This is a genomic window from Dyadobacter sp. CY261 (assembly GCF_021440085.1).
GTDB lineage: Bacteria > Bacteroidota > Bacteroidia > Cytophagales > Spirosomataceae > Dyadobacter.
The window spans coordinates 31,791-49,237 of sequence record NZ_JAKCPW010000019.1 but is presented as its reverse complement, the minus strand read 5'-3'; the positions used below and the strand labels follow the sequence as shown (position 1 = coordinate 49,237).

16 protein-coding genes are annotated in these 17,447 nt (G+C 46.0%); 9 read left to right on the top strand and 7 right to left on the bottom strand.

What is annotated here, in order from left to right:
* The first annotated feature begins 34 nt into the window (after positions 1-34).
* Genes recN through LZD49_RS31540 form a run of 4 tightly spaced genes read left to right on the top strand, consistent with a single transcriptional unit; the run spans position 35 to position 3,264 of the window.
* Positions 35-1,690: a DNA repair protein RecN gene (recN, locus tag LZD49_RS31555; RefSeq protein ID WP_234672157.1), complete on the top strand. Its 1,656-nt coding sequence runs from the start codon at positions 35-37 to the stop codon at positions 1,688-1,690.
* 32 nt (positions 1,691-1,722) lie between these two features.
* Positions 1,723-2,160, top strand: a complete 438-nt coding sequence (locus LZD49_RS31550; protein WP_234672156.1) for a viral A-type inclusion protein — start codon at positions 1,723-1,725, stop codon at positions 2,158-2,160.
* A gap of 7 nt (positions 2,161-2,167) precedes the next feature.
* Positions 2,168-2,830: an SCO family protein gene (locus LZD49_RS31545; RefSeq protein WP_234672155.1), complete on the top strand. Its 663-nt coding sequence runs from the start codon at positions 2,168-2,170 to the stop codon at positions 2,828-2,830.
* On the top strand, positions 2,827-3,264 hold the full coding sequence (locus LZD49_RS31540; RefSeq protein ID WP_234672154.1) for a cytochrome c: 438 nt from the start codon (positions 2,827-2,829) through the stop codon (positions 3,262-3,264). The genes LZD49_RS31545 and LZD49_RS31540 overlap by 4 nt, the downstream gene beginning before the upstream one ends.
* Here the strand turns inward: LZD49_RS31540 and lptC are convergent.
* From lptC to LZD49_RS31525, 3 genes are all read right to left on the bottom strand, one after another.
* On the bottom strand, positions 3,261-3,773 hold the full coding sequence (lptC, locus tag LZD49_RS31535; protein ID WP_234672153.1) for an LPS export ABC transporter periplasmic protein LptC: 513 nt from the start codon (positions 3,771-3,773) through the stop codon (positions 3,261-3,263). The two genes, LZD49_RS31540 and lptC, sit on opposite strands and share 4 nt — an antisense overlap.
* 75 nt (positions 3,774-3,848) lie before the next feature.
* The gene (locus tag LZD49_RS31530) at positions 3,849-5,147 is read right to left on the bottom strand and encodes a hypothetical protein (protein ID WP_234672152.1); all 1,299 of its coding nucleotides are present in this window, start codon (positions 5,145-5,147) and stop codon (positions 3,849-3,851) included.
* Positions 5,131-5,853: a type III pantothenate kinase gene (locus tag LZD49_RS31525; protein ID WP_234672150.1), complete on the bottom strand. Its 723-nt coding sequence runs from the start codon at positions 5,851-5,853 to the stop codon at positions 5,131-5,133. The genes LZD49_RS31530 and LZD49_RS31525 overlap by 17 nt, the downstream gene beginning before the upstream one ends.
* A gap of 495 nt (positions 5,854-6,348) precedes the next feature.
* On the opposite strand from LZD49_RS31525, the gene rho reads away from it, so the two are divergent.
* The 3 genes from rho to LZD49_RS31510 all read left to right on the top strand — a co-directional run bounded on the left by rho (position 6,349) and on the right by LZD49_RS31510 (position 9,125).
* Positions 6,349-8,133 carry a transcription termination factor Rho gene (gene rho, locus LZD49_RS31520; RefSeq protein ID WP_234672149.1) on the top strand — a complete coding sequence of 595 codons (1,785 nt, stop codon included), beginning with the start codon at positions 6,349-6,351 and terminating at the stop codon, positions 8,131-8,133.
* Positions 8,134-8,256: 123 nt separating this feature from the next.
* Positions 8,257-8,610, top strand: a complete 354-nt coding sequence (locus LZD49_RS31515) for a hypothetical protein (protein ID WP_234672147.1) — start codon at positions 8,257-8,259, stop codon at positions 8,608-8,610.
* Positions 8,607-9,125: a hypothetical protein gene (locus LZD49_RS31510; RefSeq protein ID WP_234672145.1), complete on the top strand. Its 519-nt coding sequence runs from the start codon at positions 8,607-8,609 to the stop codon at positions 9,123-9,125. Before LZD49_RS31515 ends, LZD49_RS31510 begins: the two co-directional genes overlap by 4 nt.
* A 51-nt stretch (positions 9,126-9,176) precedes the next feature.
* Here the strand turns inward: LZD49_RS31510 and htpG are convergent, their stop codons facing one another.
* Positions 9,177-11,009: a molecular chaperone HtpG gene (htpG, locus tag LZD49_RS31505; RefSeq protein WP_234672144.1), complete on the bottom strand. Its 1,833-nt coding sequence runs from the start codon at positions 11,007-11,009 to the stop codon at positions 9,177-9,179.
* Positions 11,010-11,248: 239 nt separating this feature from the next.
* On the opposite strand from htpG, the gene LZD49_RS31500 reads away from it, so the two are divergent.
* A complete protein-coding gene (locus LZD49_RS31500; protein WP_234672142.1) occupies positions 11,249-11,800 on the top strand; it encodes a hypothetical protein in 552 nt (183 codons plus the stop codon).
* A 67-nt stretch (positions 11,801-11,867) separates the two neighbouring features.
* Here LZD49_RS31500 and LZD49_RS31495 read toward each other — a convergent pair whose 3' ends face one another.
* Together LZD49_RS31495 and LZD49_RS31490 are read right to left on the bottom strand one after the other, a co-directional pair.
* Entirely contained in the window at positions 11,868-12,569 is a 702-nt protein-coding gene (locus tag LZD49_RS31495) for an MCP four helix bundle domain-containing protein (protein ID WP_234672140.1), read from the bottom strand.
* 198 nt (positions 12,570-12,767) lie between these two features.
* Positions 12,768-15,245: a TonB-dependent receptor domain-containing protein gene (locus tag LZD49_RS31490; RefSeq protein WP_234672138.1), complete on the bottom strand. Its 2,478-nt coding sequence runs from the start codon at positions 15,243-15,245 to the stop codon at positions 12,768-12,770.
* Positions 15,246-15,573: 328 nt separating this feature from the next.
* Between LZD49_RS31490 and LZD49_RS31485 the strand changes: the two genes are divergently transcribed.
* On the top strand, positions 15,574-16,308 hold the full coding sequence (locus tag LZD49_RS31485; RefSeq protein ID WP_234672136.1) for a DUF6962 family protein: 735 nt from the start codon (positions 15,574-15,576) through the stop codon (positions 16,306-16,308).
* A gap of 240 nt (positions 16,309-16,548) precedes the next feature.
* Here LZD49_RS31485 and LZD49_RS31480 read toward each other — a convergent pair whose 3' ends face one another.
* A complete protein-coding gene (locus LZD49_RS31480; protein WP_234672134.1) occupies positions 16,549-17,184 on the bottom strand; it encodes a peroxiredoxin in 636 nt (211 codons plus the stop codon).
* Positions 17,185-17,447: the final 263 nt, after the last annotated feature.

The window sequence follows — 17,447 nt, the reverse complement described above, 5'->3', positions numbered from 1 at the left end:
CACTATCTCCGGTAATCTGCTGTTTAAATTAGATATGCTTTCTAATTTACTGATCAAAAATTACGCGCTGATAAAGCACCTCGAGATGTCACCCGACCCCGGCCTGAACATCATTACTGGTGAAACGGGAGCGGGAAAATCGATTATGCTTGGGGCCATTGGACTGCTATTGGGAAATCGGGCAGATGCTAAATCCTTGTACGACAGCACCGAAAAATGCGTCATTGAGGGCACTTTTAATCTGACTGGCTACGATCTGGCACCCAATTTCGAGGACGAAAACCTGGATTTTTCAGATGAGTGCATTGTCCGCCGCGAGATTTCGGCAGCCGGCAAGTCGCGGGCATTTATCAACGACACGCCTGTCAATCTCGAAACATTGCGGAAAATCGGTATGCAACTGCTCGATATCCACTCCCAACACGATTCGATATTGCTCGGCAACAATGAATTTCAATTGCGGGTGGTCGACTCCTACGCTGAAAATACGGATCTGCTTAAGTCCTATCAGGCCCACTTCAATGCGTACCGGGATGCTGTAAAAGCACTGGATGAATTAAAAAAGCAGGCACATCAGCTGCGCAAGGAATTCGATTATGATCAGTTTCTGTTTACCGAACTGAACAATGCCGGCTTAAAAGCCGACGAGCAGGAAAAACTGGAACAGGAACTGACAATCCTTGAAAATGCAGTTGAAATCAAAGAGCGCCTTCAACTGGCTCATGCTTACCTCGACGATCCCGAAAACTCGGCACTCGATCTGCTGAAAAGTGCTGTAAGTTCGCTGACTCAAGCTTCACGCCTTGTTACTGAATATGATGTACTTAGGCAACGGGCACAAAGTGCATTGATAGAACTTCGTGATCTTGCGGAAGAAATAGACCAGGTTAATCATAATATAGAGCTCGACTCCGCACGAACGGAAGTCGTTCAGGAGCGGCTGGATTTGATTTATTCGTTATTGAAAAAACATCAGGTATCAACAGTTGGTCAATTGCTGGCAATAGAGGAGGGATTGCAGGGTAAATTGGGTATTGTCATGAACCTTGACGACGATCTCGCCGCAGCGGAAAAGAAAGTTGCCCAGACGATGGACAAAATGCTTGGAGGGGCGAAAGCGCTTTCGGAACGCCGTAAAAAAGTAACGAAGGCTATTGAAAAACTTATTCTGGACCGGCTGTTTGAACTAGGCATTCCCAATGCCTCGCTTAGCATTCAGATCGGCGAAACGGCACCGTCGCCAACCGGAATCGATTCGGTTACCTTTCTTTTCAGTGGCAACAAAGGCATTGTACCCCAGGAATTGAAATTAGTTGCGTCGGGTGGGGAATTTTCCCGGCTGATGATGGTTATTAAATATATACTGGCCGACAAGCGAAAATTGCCGACCATTATTTTCGATGAGATCGATACGGGTGTTTCCGGAGAAATCGCGAAGAAGATGGGAAAGATGATGCAAAACATGGCTGTTAATCACCAGATCATCGCTATTACCCATTTGCACCAGATCGCCAGCAGCGGCGATGCGCACTATTTCGTTTATAAAGATCACTCATCCGACAAGACTGTCAGCAGGATTAAAAAACTTACCATCGACGAACGTGTACAGGAAATCGCCCAAATGATCGGTGGGCACAATCCTTCCGAAGCCGTCTTGCATAATGCCCGCGAGATGATCCTGAGAGATTAAACCGTGCAAACTAGCGATTAACTCAACTTATTATGAAAAACCTCATCCTTCTATCATTTGTTACCATTTTCTTATGCGCATGTGGCAAGGATAAAGACCAGGAGAAAATTACCGGTCTTGAAACCGAAGTACTGGCCATACATGATGAAGTAATGCCTAAGCAAGAAGAAATTATGAGCCTGAAATCTCAACTTTCCAAGAAAATCCAGGATATAGACAGCCTTCAAAATGTAGGTGTAAGCAGCAATACAATGGCGGAGCAGCGCATCAAGGCGGTTGACCTGAACCAGAAGTTGCTCGACGCGGACAAGTTAATGATGGACTGGATGCACGAATACCGCGGCGATTCAGCCAAAAAACTAGACCCCAAGCAATCCATTCTGTATTTCGAAGGAGAGAGGGAGAAAATTTTGCTGGTGAAACAAGCAACGCTGAAATCCATTCAGGAAGCCAAAACTTTTTTAGAATAACCCGTTTATGAACTCAAAATTAAAATCCATTCTTTTACGCTCCCTTTTTGTTTCAACTTGCATTGCGGCTATCACAGCCTGTGGCGATTCAGACAAGAAACTGCCTATCCTGGGAGAGCGCGACTGGGTGAAGAAGACCGTGGACGGAAAGGAAGTGGTTGACACCGTTTATAATACCATCCCAAAATTTGCCTTTGTCAATCAATATGGCGATACGATCACGGAGAAAATAGTGGAAAACAAAATCTACGTGACGGATTTTTTCTTTACAACCTGCCCTACCATTTGCCCGGTCATGAAAAAGCAGATGGTAAAAGTATATGAAGCTTACAAAGGCAACCCCGATGTAATGATCCTCTCCCATTCTATTGATCCCGAACATGACACGCCGGCGGTTCTTAACAAATTTGCGAAAGACCTTGGTGTGGAGGGCCGGCAATGGCAATTCTTGACCGGCGACAAAGCGAGAATCTATGAAATAGGACAAAACAACTACATGTCCACCGCCAAGGAAGACACCACAGTACAAGGCGGCTACATCCACAGCGGCGCATTCATTCTGATTGATAAGGATAAGCATGTGCGAGGAATGTATGACGGCACCACGGAAGAAGGGACGAAGAAGCTACTTAATGACATGGAACGGCTGCTCGCCGAGTACAAGAAATGAAACTGCTGCACATCAACAATGCCGCGACGGCCCGTACACTGGCATTTTTACTGCTGGGCCTGAGCGCCTGCCGCAGCTCGGAAGAACTGAAAAGTGAGCAGTATTTTGTGACGGGGCAACAACTGTATATGACGCATTGTGCCAACTGCCACCAAATGGAGGGCAAGGGCATGTCGAATCTCTACCCTCCCATCGCAGGGTCGTCGATTATCACCGATAGAGCTCGGGTGGCGTGCATTATCCAATACGGAATGAATGACACGATTGTAGTGAATGGCAAGCCATTCAACAGGCCTATGCCGCCGAACCCCAAGCTAACAGAGATCGAAATTGCGGAAATTATAAGTTTTGTTTCGATGAAATGGGGTAAGGACAGCGTTTATACTCCCATTGAATTCGTACACAAGGCGCTGGCAGATTGCAAACCGGATTAGGGGCCGGTAAACTTATAAAGCCCTGTCATTTTTCGTAGTTTGATGCGTGAGAAATCTTGCTCAGCATCCATCCCGGTTGCATTGGTAATTTCTGAAGTCCGGGTATTCTTAATGGATAACGCCTTATCTGTAAACACTTTACGTGTGCCTGGACTCCAACTCAGTTCAGACGTCTTAAGGATCTCCGCGGTTTCCAATTTTACAACCCGCACATTTCCCTTCACAATATACACATCGGCACTACGATCGTATCGGCCGGAATCAGATCGCAATGTGGTTACCACTGTTCCCAGTGAATCGAAAAAGCTGATGTTAACCGAATCCGGGAAAACACGGGTTTCGTTCTGATAAGTGAGCGACTTAGGCGTTTTTACATAAACCTTCATATTCCCCTGCTCGCTATATTTCACTACGAGGTCGTTGACAACTTCCATCGGCCCGTTATACACTGCGCCTATTTTATCCTTTTTAGACTCACATGCGACAAAGAGCAGCGAAGAAAGAACCATAATACAAAAAGGAGATAAGCAATTATCTCCTTTCAGAAACTGATATATGGCTCGGCTAAGCATCAAACAAGCGTATTATTCGATTAACCGTTTCTGGAACCATTTTTCCAAAAGCGTGATCCCAATAACCATGCGACCGTACCGCTCGCGGATGGCCCCGCCGGAGTTCGTTCCTCTTTGCCCTCCCACCAGCGCAACCGAAAGGAAGTTGGCATAACCGCGGCCCATTGGGAAGGTGAAACCAAGGCTCACATTTGTATCATTGACCTTCGTAGTACCGATTACATAAGGTGTGCTTCCGGTACTGAACCCGACACGGTAACGAACGATGTCGAAATAGTTAAGCGAAGCGAAACGCGGGAGATATTCCAGGCCGACATGGAGCCGGTCCACATCGTTAAGGTTCTCATTTACATTTCCGAAGCCTCTGTATTTAGACCAAGTCTGGTGGCTGTAATCCACGGAGACCGTCATCTTGAATGGCCATTCAAGGCTTGCCCCTACCTGATACTGCTCAGGCACCTGCATCGAACCTCCCAGGTTGTTCTCGAGCGTATCCGGTGCCGCTACCGGGAATGAGCCTTGCGTAAGTTCGAAAGATGTGGTTTTTGTGGAATTTAGTGATGTGCTGAAACTATATGTACCGCCGACATTCAGATTTAGTTTATTCTCTTTTTTAATAGGAATCCGCACCGCACCACCTGCACGGAACGCTACGTCGGAATAAGTGTTACGTTCGTTCAAGCTTACCATATAATCGGACGGAATGCCATTTACGAATAAGGAAACATCCGAAGCCCTGCGAACATTACCGAAGAAATAGCTACTTTCCAGACCCAAACTTACGTAACGCCCGATCTGAAACGAATTGACCAGAGAAGCCTTATTAACGCCCCCCTTTCCCGACACAGTGTACTGGGCAACGCCCGATGAACCTGATACGGGCCTTATAAATGTGTTCTCGTAATCGATAAAGCTGTAAGGCTTCAAACTCCCCCCGATTACCCATCTTGGTGTGACCGGAAACGAGAGCGACAGGTAAGCCAGGTTACCACCTGCATTTTGTTGCCTCAGGTTCCCCGAAGAGATACTTTTATATTGCCCGACCAACCCAACATCCAACGTCGTAAACCTGTTGCGTACCCAGAGCGCCGGATTAAGGTTATTGATCTGGAAACCGCCTCCGGTACTGACGCCGGAACCTCCCATTGCAGTATTATCGGAATATGCATCACCGTAAAACTCCCCCATTCCCAGGGATGAATACGGAGAATTGCCCAATCCTTGTGCTTTCAGTTTTGTTGCAAGATCCGTACAACTCCAACCGAGTGTAATCGCAAGCGAGATTATTCCTATTCTACTGTAAAGAGACATTATATGTTAAAATTCTGTTCAATCCTATTAAAACCAGTTCCGGCACCGCAAAGATGGGTGGTTTCAAGCTACTTTCAAAAAAAGCGGCATCCCCACCGCATAATACTACGCGCAAAGACGGGTAATTGTGACGGTAACGTTCAATAATTCCTTCGATTTCGGCGAGCGTGCCGTTCATCACACCGCTTTGCATTGCCTGGCGAGTACTTTTCCCAATTAATTCCGGTTCTTTTTCAGGCTCGACAAGTGGAAGCCTTTTAGTAAACGTGTGCATTGCACCGAATCGCATCCGCACGCCAGGAGAAATTAACCCGCCCTGAAAGGTGGCGCTTGTGTCGACGATATCATAAGTAATGCAGGTTCCCATATCGATCACCAGGATATCCTCGTCAGGAAAAAGAAAGTTTGCGCCTGCCGCGGCCGCGATGCGGTCAGCACCAAGGGTTTGCGGAGTTTCATAATTCTTAAGAATTGGGAGAGGTGTTTCGGGAGTCAGACCAATAATATTTACCGGTTCGGACAAGGCTGTCTGAAACTCTTCATTTGTCCTACCAACCGACGAGAAGAGCAGGTATTCCGGCAGTTCTGCCCGGATTTGCCGGATGAGCTCCGGAAATTCCAGGTGCGTCGTATATCGTATAAGTTTTTTCCCTTCGAACCATCCTATCTTCGAAAAGGTGTTCCCCGAGTCCACAACAATGTTCATAGTCTGCAAAATTCTGATTTTCCAGTCACAAAAACTACCTTTTAAGGAAAGTTAACAGACGCTGACTCACTGATATAGTGACTTTATCAGAGATTTTCTGGCGCAGAATAACAATAATAATCCGCGTGGCACGGTTTTTAGGTTAAACATTTGGAAATTAAACCAGATATATTTACTTTCGTCCATCCAAGTCAGTATCGACTTATAAATCCAAATTCCATCTCGCGGTAACCTCTAATCTCAACGTTATCGAGATTCAAAAATCTGCCGATTTATTGTCAATACGCCCTGTTTGCACCTGTTACAATTTTTCAGATTTGATCCATCGAAGTTTTGCAGCTAGAAGTCTTTCGCGCAGGCTTTCATAATAAATGCTTACTAACCTATCAATGACCATCACGTGACCTCAGGGCGCGCAGTCCTGTTATACATCCAATTATATTCACAACCTTATTGTCCCATTGGTAAAGTGACCCTTTACTTTCCATTTTCTGTATGCCTACAATTGATGATTTAAACATTAAGCTTTTATCAGAGCTACGAGAAATAGCGGGTTCCCTGGGAATACCCGATCACGCCAAACTTCCAAAAAAAGAACTGATTAACCGCATCGTGTCCCGGCAGGCGACTGCTGCACCCGTTGCAGAGCCCGTCGCCGTTGAAGCTCTAGTAGCGGAGACAGTCATTGAAGACGAATCCGGCGAACCGAAGAAAAAACGTGTAAGGAGGCCTGTCGAGCCGACTCCTGTTTCGGTAAAAGGGGGTAATAATCGTCCCCGCAACAAAAAAGATAACAATCAGCCTGCTGCGTCTTCCATGCCATTGTTTGATACCCCTGCACGTCAGGAGTTTCCCAAATATCAGGAGGAACGACCTAAAAATATAGACACCTCGCAGGAAATCGATGAGGATAATGACACCCTCAATGACCTGGGCAGGGAGGAGATCGTTACGCCTGAGGAGGTAGAAGCCGAACCCGAAGTAGTGGTGGCTGATGTTCAGGAGGAAAAAGTGGAAACCGTGCCGCAAGAGCCGGTAGCCCAACCTCGCGAAGAGCGTCGTCCTCAACAAGAAGGTCAGGAAAGACAACAGCAACCACAGGCGCAACGCGAAGACCCCTCTACTAAAATCAAGCGTAATTACAATAACTACGTGAGGGAATTCGATGGCCTGATTGTTAATGAAGGCGTGCTGGAAATTATGCAGGATGGCGGCTACGGCTTCCTTCGCTCTGCCGATTACAACTATCTCGCCAGTCCAGATGATATTTATGTTTCACCTTCGCAGATCAAGTTATTCGGTCTGAAAACCGGTGACACTGTAAAAGGACAGATCCGTCCGCCGAAAGAAGGTGAAAAATACTTCGCGCTTCTACGTGTAGAAACCGTTAATGGTAAAACTACCGAAGAAATCCGTGACCGCATCCCCTTTGAATACCTTACCCCGTTGTTCCCCGATGAATGCCTTCGGTTGAGCTCTCGTCCAGAACAATACTCGACCCGTATCCTCGACCTGTTTGCTCCGATCGGGAAAGGCCAGCGCGGAATGATCGTGGCACAACCTAAAACCGGTAAGACGGTATTGCTGAAAGAGATTGCAAATGCTATCACCCGCAACCACCCTGAAGTGTTCCTGCTGATCCTGCTGATCGACGAACGTCCGGAAGAGGTAACGGATATGCAGCGTAGCGTGCGTGCGGAAGTAATTGCATCGACCTTTGATGAGCAGGCCGACCGCCACGTGAAAGTAGCCAGCATTGTTTTGGAAAAAGCCAAAAGAATGGTGGAATGTGGTCACGATGTAGTGATCCTGCTTGACTCGATCACGCGTCTCGCACGTGCATACAACACTGTTGTACCCTCGTCCGGTAAAATCCTTTCCGGTGGTGTGGACGCCAATGCATTGCACAAACCAAAACGCTTCTTCGGTGCTGCACGTAACGTAGAAAACGGCGGCTCACTGACCATTATAGCTACCGCATTGATCGACACCGGTTCTAAGATGGACGAAGTTATCTTCGAGGAATTCAAAGGTACCGGTAACATGGAATTGCAACTCGACAGAAAACTATCGAACAAGCGCGTATTCCCTGCCATCGACGTAATGGCTTCCGGTACACGTCGGGAGGATCTGCTGCTCGACAAGGAAACGCTTAAAAAAGTTTGGATCCTTCGCAAACACATGTCCGACATGAACGCCATGGAATCGATGGACTTCCTTTTAGAACATATGAAAGGGACCCGGAACAATGAAGAGTTCCTGATCTCGATGAACCGATAAATAACAAAGCCCGGACGTTAGCCCGGGCTTTGTTGCGTTATAGCCCTTCCTATTGCTTATTGTTTAGCGAAACCTTATTTTTAGGTAAAAGCACACAATTCCCACCGTCAAACTTCCGTCCTCATGTTCAACAGCAAGGCGCTCTGGTGGACCTTCCTGGGATTCTGGATAGCAGGTTCCATTTATTGGCATGTTTGTAAAATTGAGCAGTTTTGCGACATGCTAGCCTCTTCGCAGGCACTCCTCCCTGAAATGCCCTCTCAGCGAAGCCAGTTGTACTTTTCACTGCGGGAGCTCGGATTACCAACTTATCACATCGCACTTACGCATTTCTGGCAGCATACCATCATGATAGGCGTCACATTAATGCTTGGATTCGTGCTGGGCAGCACCTACGAAATAAAGAAAACAAGGGAGTTACGATATAAACTGAACCGGATCCGTCGCGAACTCTCCTATTACCAGTCAAAGCAATGAACTTTCCAGCGATTTCAATCGATTTCGATAGTTTTCCGGTAGCAGTAGCGGAAATCACACTCCTGCTCATTAGTGCCACAGTTTCGGGTTGGTTTTTGGCCAAAGTGATTATCAAAAGGAGAATCCATAACTTGCAGGAATTAATTGAAGAGAGAAAGTACGAACTCGCTCAATACCGGACTTTAACTAACACCACAGTGGATTACCCGATTGCTACCAACGCTTCTAAAACCGTTTACCCTACCATCAGCCCAGACCACGCGCCCGATGATCTCAAAATAATAGAGGGAATAGGTCCAAAAATTGAAGAAATCCTGAACAGGGAAGGCATACACACCTACGAACAACTGATGGAAAGATCCCTTCTCGAGATCGCGGGCTTTCTCAAAAAAGCCGGCCCGCGCTATCAGCTTCACGATCCGTCAAGCTGGCCTGAACAGGCGGCACTTGCCAAGCAGCAAAAATGGGAAGAACTGGAGAGATTGAAAGTAAAACTTATTTCAGGGAGGCAATAAATGAAGAAAGCCGCATCGACAGCGGCTTTCTTCATTTAATATCCTCATTTTCTATTCAAGCGTACTAACCGTTCGCTGAATAAACCGCGTGAGATCATTACCTGAAAGTAATCCCTGCGAAAGCAATGCCAAGTCGTAAAGCTGCTTTGCAAGCGTTTTTTGCTCCTCCTCATTATCCGAACCCGCAATTTTGTTAATCAAAGGATGGTTCGAATTCAGGGATACAGTATACATCAAAGGCATATCGCCGAACATTGAACGCTGGCCGGAAGAAGCCTGCATATCGGTCATACGGCGCATAAATTCGGGGAACGTGATTACTACCGGCAACTCGTCCACGGGCATCGCTTCTACCGCGATATGTGCCGTTTTACTTTCAGAAACACCTTCAAAAACCTTTTTCACTTTCTCCTGATCGTCGGAAGACAGAATGCTTTCCAGCTTCACTTCTTTCTCAACAAGTTTATCGAGCGTATCCGCGTCGACCCGTTTGATGCTGATCTTTTCGATTTTCTGCTCCAATGCATTGATAAAGTGCGAGTCGATAACGGTATTCAATACCACCACATCATAACTACGCTTTTTGGCCGACTGAATAAATGCGTCCTGCTTTTTCTCGTCGGTAGTATACAACCAAACCTGCGAATCGTTCTTATCAGTCTGGTTTTCCTTAATATGCTCGCGGTATTCTTCAAATGTGAAGAACTTGCCCTCGGTGTTTTTCAGAAGACAGAAATCCTTTGCTTTTTCGTAGAATTTATCGTCGCTGATAATACCATACTTTACAAAAAGGCCGATATCATCAAATTTTTTCTCAAAACCTTCACGATCATTTTTGAAGATTTCGAGCAATTTATCGGCGACTTTACGGGTAATGTAGCCATTGATTTTCTTCACATTACCATCAGCCTGCAAATAGCTGCGTGAAACGTTGAGAGGAATATCCGGGGAGTCGATCACACCATGCAGCAGTTGCAGGAAGTCCGGAACAATGTCCTTCACTTCATCCGTAATAAATACCTGGCGACTATAAAGCTGGATTTTTTCGCGCTGGCCCTGGAAGTCATTGCGAAGTTTCGGGAAGTACAGAACGCCTGTCAGGTTGAATGGATAATCCACATTCAAATGAATCCAAAAAAGCGGATCTTCGCCAAATGGATAAAGTTCTTTGTAGAATGCAAGGTAGTCCTCATCATTCAGGTCCGAAGGATTTTTGGTCCAGATGGGGCTCGGATTGTTGATGACCTTATCTTCGAATTCGATTTCAATAGGCAGGAACTTGCCATATTTCTCCAAAATGCCGCGTAAACGGTGCTCATCCAGGAATTCTTCGGAATCAGCAGCAATATGCAGGATAATGTCGCTGCCTCTTTCAGCTTTTTCTACCGGCGAGATTTCAAATTCTGTTGAACCATCGCATTCCCAGCGTACGGCCTCAGCACCTTCCTTGTACGATTTGGTAATAATCTCCACATTCTCAGCCACCATGTAAGCCGAGTAGAAGCCCAAACCAAAATGGCCGATAATGCCTTTGTCGCCCTCGCCCTTGTCTTTATACTGTTCTACGAATTCAGTAGCACCGGAGAATGCGATCTGGTTAATGTATTTTTTGATCTCTTCGGCTGTCATACCGATACCATTGTCACTAATCGTGATCGTTTTGGCATCTTTGTCCAGCTTAACAACTACTTTGAGATCGCCCAGCTCGCCGTTGTACTCACCGTAGGAAGCTAGCTTTTTGATCTTTTGCGACGCGTCTACCGCATTGGAAACTAGTTCCCTGAGAAAAATTTCGTGGTCCGAATAGAGGAATTTTTTGATGATTGGAAAGATGTTCTCGGTATGAATGCTCAAATTCCCTTTTTCCTGAATCACTGATTCCATAGTTATACTATCGTTTGTTTATATTTTAATAATGTATTTCTGCTTTGCAATACGCGCTCGAAATATGCGTTCCAATAACAATCAAAACACCGCTCGGCTGACACATTGTCAGTACTGCTCTACTCTGTAGTACAAACGCCCGAGCGATTGGTAACTCCAAGGCTTTTTTCTTAATATTGCGACCTGTAAACAGCTCAACTAAAATCACCAAACTGTTCAATTGAACACCAATTTCTGACATGAATCTGATTAAAAAACTTTTTGTAGGAGTATTCTTTTTCAGCGGGTTTTCTGCCTGCACTACGATGAACTCCGTGCCCCTCTCAAATTACACCGTTTTCACCGAAGACCTCCGCCGCGATCTGGAAGCTGCCAATATTTCCCTTACGAAAGTTCAGTTTTTCAATGATAAGTCAATCAATATCCGGCGCGAAGTGACCGATCCGAACGATATCAAGGTAAATCCGGAAGGTCAGATTACAATGAGCAATGGTAAGAGCATCCAGACAATCAACGTGTTGCCGTTCACTCCCGGCGTTGCATTGAATTCTGGCGACGGCACGATCAATGTTTCTTGGGACGATACCCAACAGGATACCAAAGGGATGAAATTCAACCTCAGCGGACAGAATTATTTCCTGGATGTGCTTCCGAGCAACAAATTCGAATACAAAGAGCGCACATTCGACCTGCAAAGTGGCAACGGGGCTCGCCTTTTCGTAAAGAAAGATCTGTTGAAGCAAGTAAAAAACCAGAGAGAGACCCTGAAAGGACGTAAAGTAAACCAGTAGTCGCTTAATAGTCATTCAAAATAAAAGGTCGGGAAATCCCGACCTTTTATTTTGAGCGTTCCTTTTATCAGTTTAGGTTAAAATATTGGCTTTTCTTACTGTCCTGATGGGGTTTTTGAATGATCTGCGAACTACGGATCAGGATGATCACTACCAGGCCGGTAATGATCGCAAGCGCAATCTGCAAGAAAGATATAATGCTGAAACTAGCCACATTCACTTTCGATGCCTTCATCAAATCCTTTCCAATGGTCGACTGAATACCCGCCAACTCATTCAGATTTAATATCGTACTTTCAAATCTAGTCCCACCCGGTGTGGAAAATAACTGTTTCGCCTCCTTAAATGATCCGGTCGTGCACAATGCAAACACCTGGTTTTCCAGTTTCGCATACTCTGCGATCTGATTCTTGAAAACATGGAGGCTTTTCGCTTCCTCGTCTACCAGGTAAGTCTTCTCGAATGATCGGATCAACGAATCAATGCTCCGGTTGTGCGCGTCCAGTTGCTCCTTTACTTGCCCGGGCGACGTTTGTGCTTCCGAGTAAAGGTAATTTTCGAGCGACAACCGCTTCCTGTACAGGTTTTCCGTCAAGTAAAGAATAGTCGTCGCCGGTACGAGCCGGTCCTTATAAATGGATGAGAAACTTTCGTCGATGTCCTGCACATTATAACGTGATAGCATCGTGCCGCCAATGATCAGCGCCATGATCCCGCCCAACAACATCGCTGCTTTTAACTTCTGCTGAATAACAAATGACCAGTTCATGGCGCCCACTTCAAGAGGTTGAAAATTAACTTTCTCAAGGTATCAATGTATTTACAAAATCCAAAAATATCTTACTATATTAACGAAAAACTGTGCATGTCTGTTTTACAATGTACACACAAAAAAGCGCAGAGGCAACTTGCCCCTGCGCTGCTGCGGCAGCCGACGCTGCGGCAGTCGACGCTGGCAGCCTGAAAGCTAGTTCTGCTGACCGCCGCCTACAACATCTGTATTGTTCACCGACTTGGTTTTCTTCTTGGCTGCGTTAAAACTCATTTTTCCGATGGAATAGCTGAACGTCACCTTAAAATTGCGGTTGTAAAGCTGTGTCGCGCCCGTTTGCACAAACTGCGGAGAAGTAAGGTCCGACGTAAAGCGAACGCCCTTTGTAAGGAAGTTCTCCGCCGCAAAACCAATGCTGCCTTTCTTGCTGGCGAAATCCTTTTTGAACCCTAATGAGTATAGGTAGAAGCCTGTCCGTGTGCCCTGTAACTGTATTTCCTTGCCGCGGTAGAAACCGAAAGCCTGTACACCCCAGCCATTTTGCAGTGAAATTTGCGACATCAACCGGCCACCAAAATTGAAACCCGAGTTGCTAACGCCTGTCGACGTACCGTCGAGAGCGGTTGTCTGGCCTTCGAGATAAGAATGCAAAATGTCCACACTTCCATTGAGCGTCCATTTGGGCGTCAGGTAAACGTTCGCAAAAATGTTAGCCCCATAGGCTTGCTGCTTTCCAATGTTTTCATAGGTCGTCACGATAGCACCTTGCAAAGTATCGACGGCCATCCGTATCTGCGTAATTGAGTTATTGGTCTGCCGCGCAAATACCGATGCATTGATGTAAGTCTTTTTAATATTAGTGCTCAAAGCGAGTTCAAAGTTATCAGTCAACTCGGGGCTCAATGCAGGGTTACCTGTGCTGATATTCTGCGGGTTCGACAAGTTCACGTTTGGATTCAGTTGCTGGATACCCGGGCGCTGGATTCTTCTGTTATACGCGGCTTTTAAAGTTGTGCTGCCCGAAAGTGCTTTTGAAACGTTGATGCTTGGCACCAGGTTACTATAGTTGGGAATGTCTATCGTTTTCTGGTCACCCATGTCGGCGGTAATGCCAGTGTATTCATAGCGCGTTCCCAGTTTGAATGTGTACTTATTCTTTGTAGTAAGCGTATAGGAAATATATCCCGCAGCTACATTTTGTTTGTAGTTCAAAACACCCGATGGATTACTTGGGCTTAATACAAAATCACCGGACTCACCCGCTGTCAGGTATTTGTAATCGCTATCCACCGTTCTGAAAATGCCTTTCGCACCAAATTCCAGCAATTGATTTTTACCAAGCGGAGTTTGATAATCGGTTTGTAGGGTTATCTCGGAGTTTTCGTTCTTGTTCTCATTTTTCAATTTGCTGCCTACCGTTCCCGATTCGTTCAGCATATCGGTATTGAAATTATTGGTAAGGCCCGTCCGGCTGTAAAGCGTCGAAATGCTCCACTCCTGCTGTGGCTTGAAAGTGCGGATGTAATCAATGTTAAAATCCACAGTTCCTGAAAGATCCTTACGGTCGACCTTGCGCAATGAGCTATTGCTGAGAACGCTATTTTCGTACTGGTTAATGGTCAGATCCTGTTTCTGGATAAAATTCCGGGTTCCATAGCGCAAACCCGCCGATAATGCCTGGTTTTTACCCAAATCATAATCCCAACCCAATGAATATTGTCCAAACAGGCCGCGGTCTTTTGCGGTAGAACTTTGGTTAGTCAGAAAAGAATTGCTGCCCGAGTAAGTAGTCTGATCCAGCATGGATGTCGCCTTGTTGTAAAATGCACGACCGAAACCACCCAATGTGAATCCCATTTTGCCTTTACGGTAACTGCCGTTCAGCCCGAGGTTCGAGCCGCGGTTACCTACGCCCGAGTCAATATTTAATGTCAATCCTTCCAGATTATTCTTCTTAGTGACAATATTGATAATCCCGCCCGAACCTTCAGCGTCGTATTTCGCGGACGGCGATGTGATTACTTCAACCGATTTAATCATATCTGCCGGTATTTGCTTCAATGCATCGGCCACATTGCTGGCAATGATAGTAGAAGGCTTATTGTTGATCAGTACCCGGATGTTCGAGCTCCCCCGCAACGACACGTTGCCGTCCAGATCAACCGAAAGCATTGGTACTTTGCGCAGCAGGTCCGACGCGTCGCCCCCTTTGGAAGTAATATCTTTCTCTGCATTAAAAACCAGCCGGTCCACTTTTTCCTCTATCAATGACTTCTCGCCGGTAATCGTCACTTCCTGCAAATTCTGTACGCTCGAAACCAGTTGAACATTCCCAAGGTCTACATTCTTTCCATTTTCGACCTTCACATTCACGGCCTTGTCTTTATAACCGATAAACGAGATCAGCAACCTGTATGCACCGGGTGCAACCTTTGAAATAGCAAATTTACCATTCTCATCGGCGGTGGTTCCATCAATGGCCTTATTATCAGCAGCATTGAATAGTGCAATACTGGCAAACTCCACGCCTTTCACAGCGGCTGAGTCGAGTACAATTCCGGAAATCTTGGAATTACCTTGTGCGGGGGCTTGTGCAAATGTCTGGCTGGCTGTTATGGCCAGAAAGAGCGTCAGAACAAATAATTTGGTGGCTGATAGTGATGGATTGTTCATGGTGATCTGTAAGTTTATCAAGAGGGTGCTTCGCTGCTGTCCTATTTAAATGCAATTCTCAATACAAAGAAAAAGAAACCTTGATATTTATTAATTGATAATAGATAGCCACCCCGATTTCATCTGCGAATAGGCCGTTTCAGGATATAGAAGCTAAACGGAGGTTATGAAACTAACTCCTGAAATGCGTTGCCCAATTGTTGGTACAATTTTGATGAAGAATCCAGACAATACCCCGAAAATGCGGATTACTGCTCTTTTAGGGTTAATTTTGAATGACAATCGCAAACGGGACAGGTACATCCTGCGCTAACTTACTCATCCGTTCATGAACGATATCCTCATAGATTTCAGCAAAGTCCATCAGATACAACTTTTCGGAATAACCATATTAGAGCCATCCACAGTACTTTCAAGCCTGATGATGACGGCCGTATGCATTTACGCATTCTTCCAGCTTAATAGACTCGGGCGGGCGCATCGCATGTACAAGCAGATCCAGTATTTCTTCCTATTTATGGCGATCGCGACAGCCATAGGTGGCGTATTGGGACATGGTTTTTTGTACCTTACAGGCATGCGCGGCAAAATTCCAGGCTGGTTTTCCAGTATGATCGCAGTAGCATTATTCGAGCGCGCCGCGATCTGGCATATCAAGCCCCTGCTCCACCGCCGCAATGGCCTCATCCTCGGCTGGCTGAACTATTTGGAACTTCTCATTTTTTTCGCTCTCACATTTTTTACACTCGATTTCCGGGTCGTTGAAGTCCACGCGTTCTACGGACTTTTCCTGATGCTGTTCATGATCGAGATTTATGTATACAAAAAGAAAAAGGATCCGGGAAGCAAGAACATATTTATTGCCACCTTGATGGGTGCCTTGGCCGCCGGCTGTCACGCATTAAAATTCAGTTTTGGCCCCTGGTTCAATTACAATGATATAGCCCATATTCCCATGTCGCTATCCATCTGGTTCTACTACCAGGGTGCCCGGCATATGACGTATTACGGGGAAGAGATGATTGTGCCGGAGGAAGTTGCTGCCGGAGAGAGGGGTGTGTGAAGATGATTATAACCGCTGATTGCGGTATGATGGGCGGCGTGCGTGATGACCATAGACAATCTACGATGGACCATGGATTGACGGATAATAGCATAGATAAAGCTTTTAAAAAAAGAGCGGATGCCTCAAACGAGACATCCGCTCTTTTTCATGCACTCGGCCGTCAGTGGTCTGCCGTCGGCGGTCAATCATGGTCAATGGTCTATCGTCCATGGTCATCACGCGTACCGCCAAAGCGCCCTACTTATTTGGCTGCGGCGTGTAGCGCAGGTATGGCTTCACAATATTCAGGCCTTTGGTAAATTTCTTTTCCGCGTCCTCGGTGCTTACCGCCGGAACAACGATTACGTCGTCTCCATCTTTCCAATCTGCTGGCGTTGCTACCGAATAGTTGGCAGTCAGTTGCAACGAATCTACCACGCGCAGAATCTCGTTGAAGTTACGGCCTGTCGACGCAGGGTAAGTCAGCGTCAGTTTGATCTTCTTATCCGGACCGATCACAAACACCGAGCGAACAGTCGCCTTCTCACTCGCATTCGGGTGGATCATATCATATAACTGCGCCACTTTGCGACCTTCGTCTGCAATAATGGGGAAATTTACTTCGGTATTATTTACCTCGTTGATATCTGGGATCCAGCGGTTATGCGAATCCAGATCATCGACACTCACTGCCAGTACTTTTACATTCCGTTTCTCGAATTCACCTTTCAAAAGGGCCGTTTTACCCAATTCGGTTGTACAAACGGGAGTAAAGTCAGCCGGGTGAGAGAATAACAGTCCCCAGCTATCTCCCAGCCATTCATGGAATTTAAGGGTTCCCTGTGTGGTATTTGCTTCAAAATCCGGTGCGATATCTCCTAATCGAAGTGACATAATGGTGAGGTTTAAAGAATGATACATTAATCTACTAACATTGTAGAGTATAACACAAAATTAAATAAATAGTTTCATAAAACGCCCAAGTTCTCCATTATTAAATCCTGCCGTCTACTCATCTGCAAAAAGTCTTCTTACAGGCTGATAATGTTCCATTTAACCAATTTTAACCGCTTTTTAAGGCCTGTTTAATTGCGTTTTAATTGCTGCTGAGCTCCTTTGAAAACGGAAACGGGAAACGGCCATCAACCCTTTCCGAC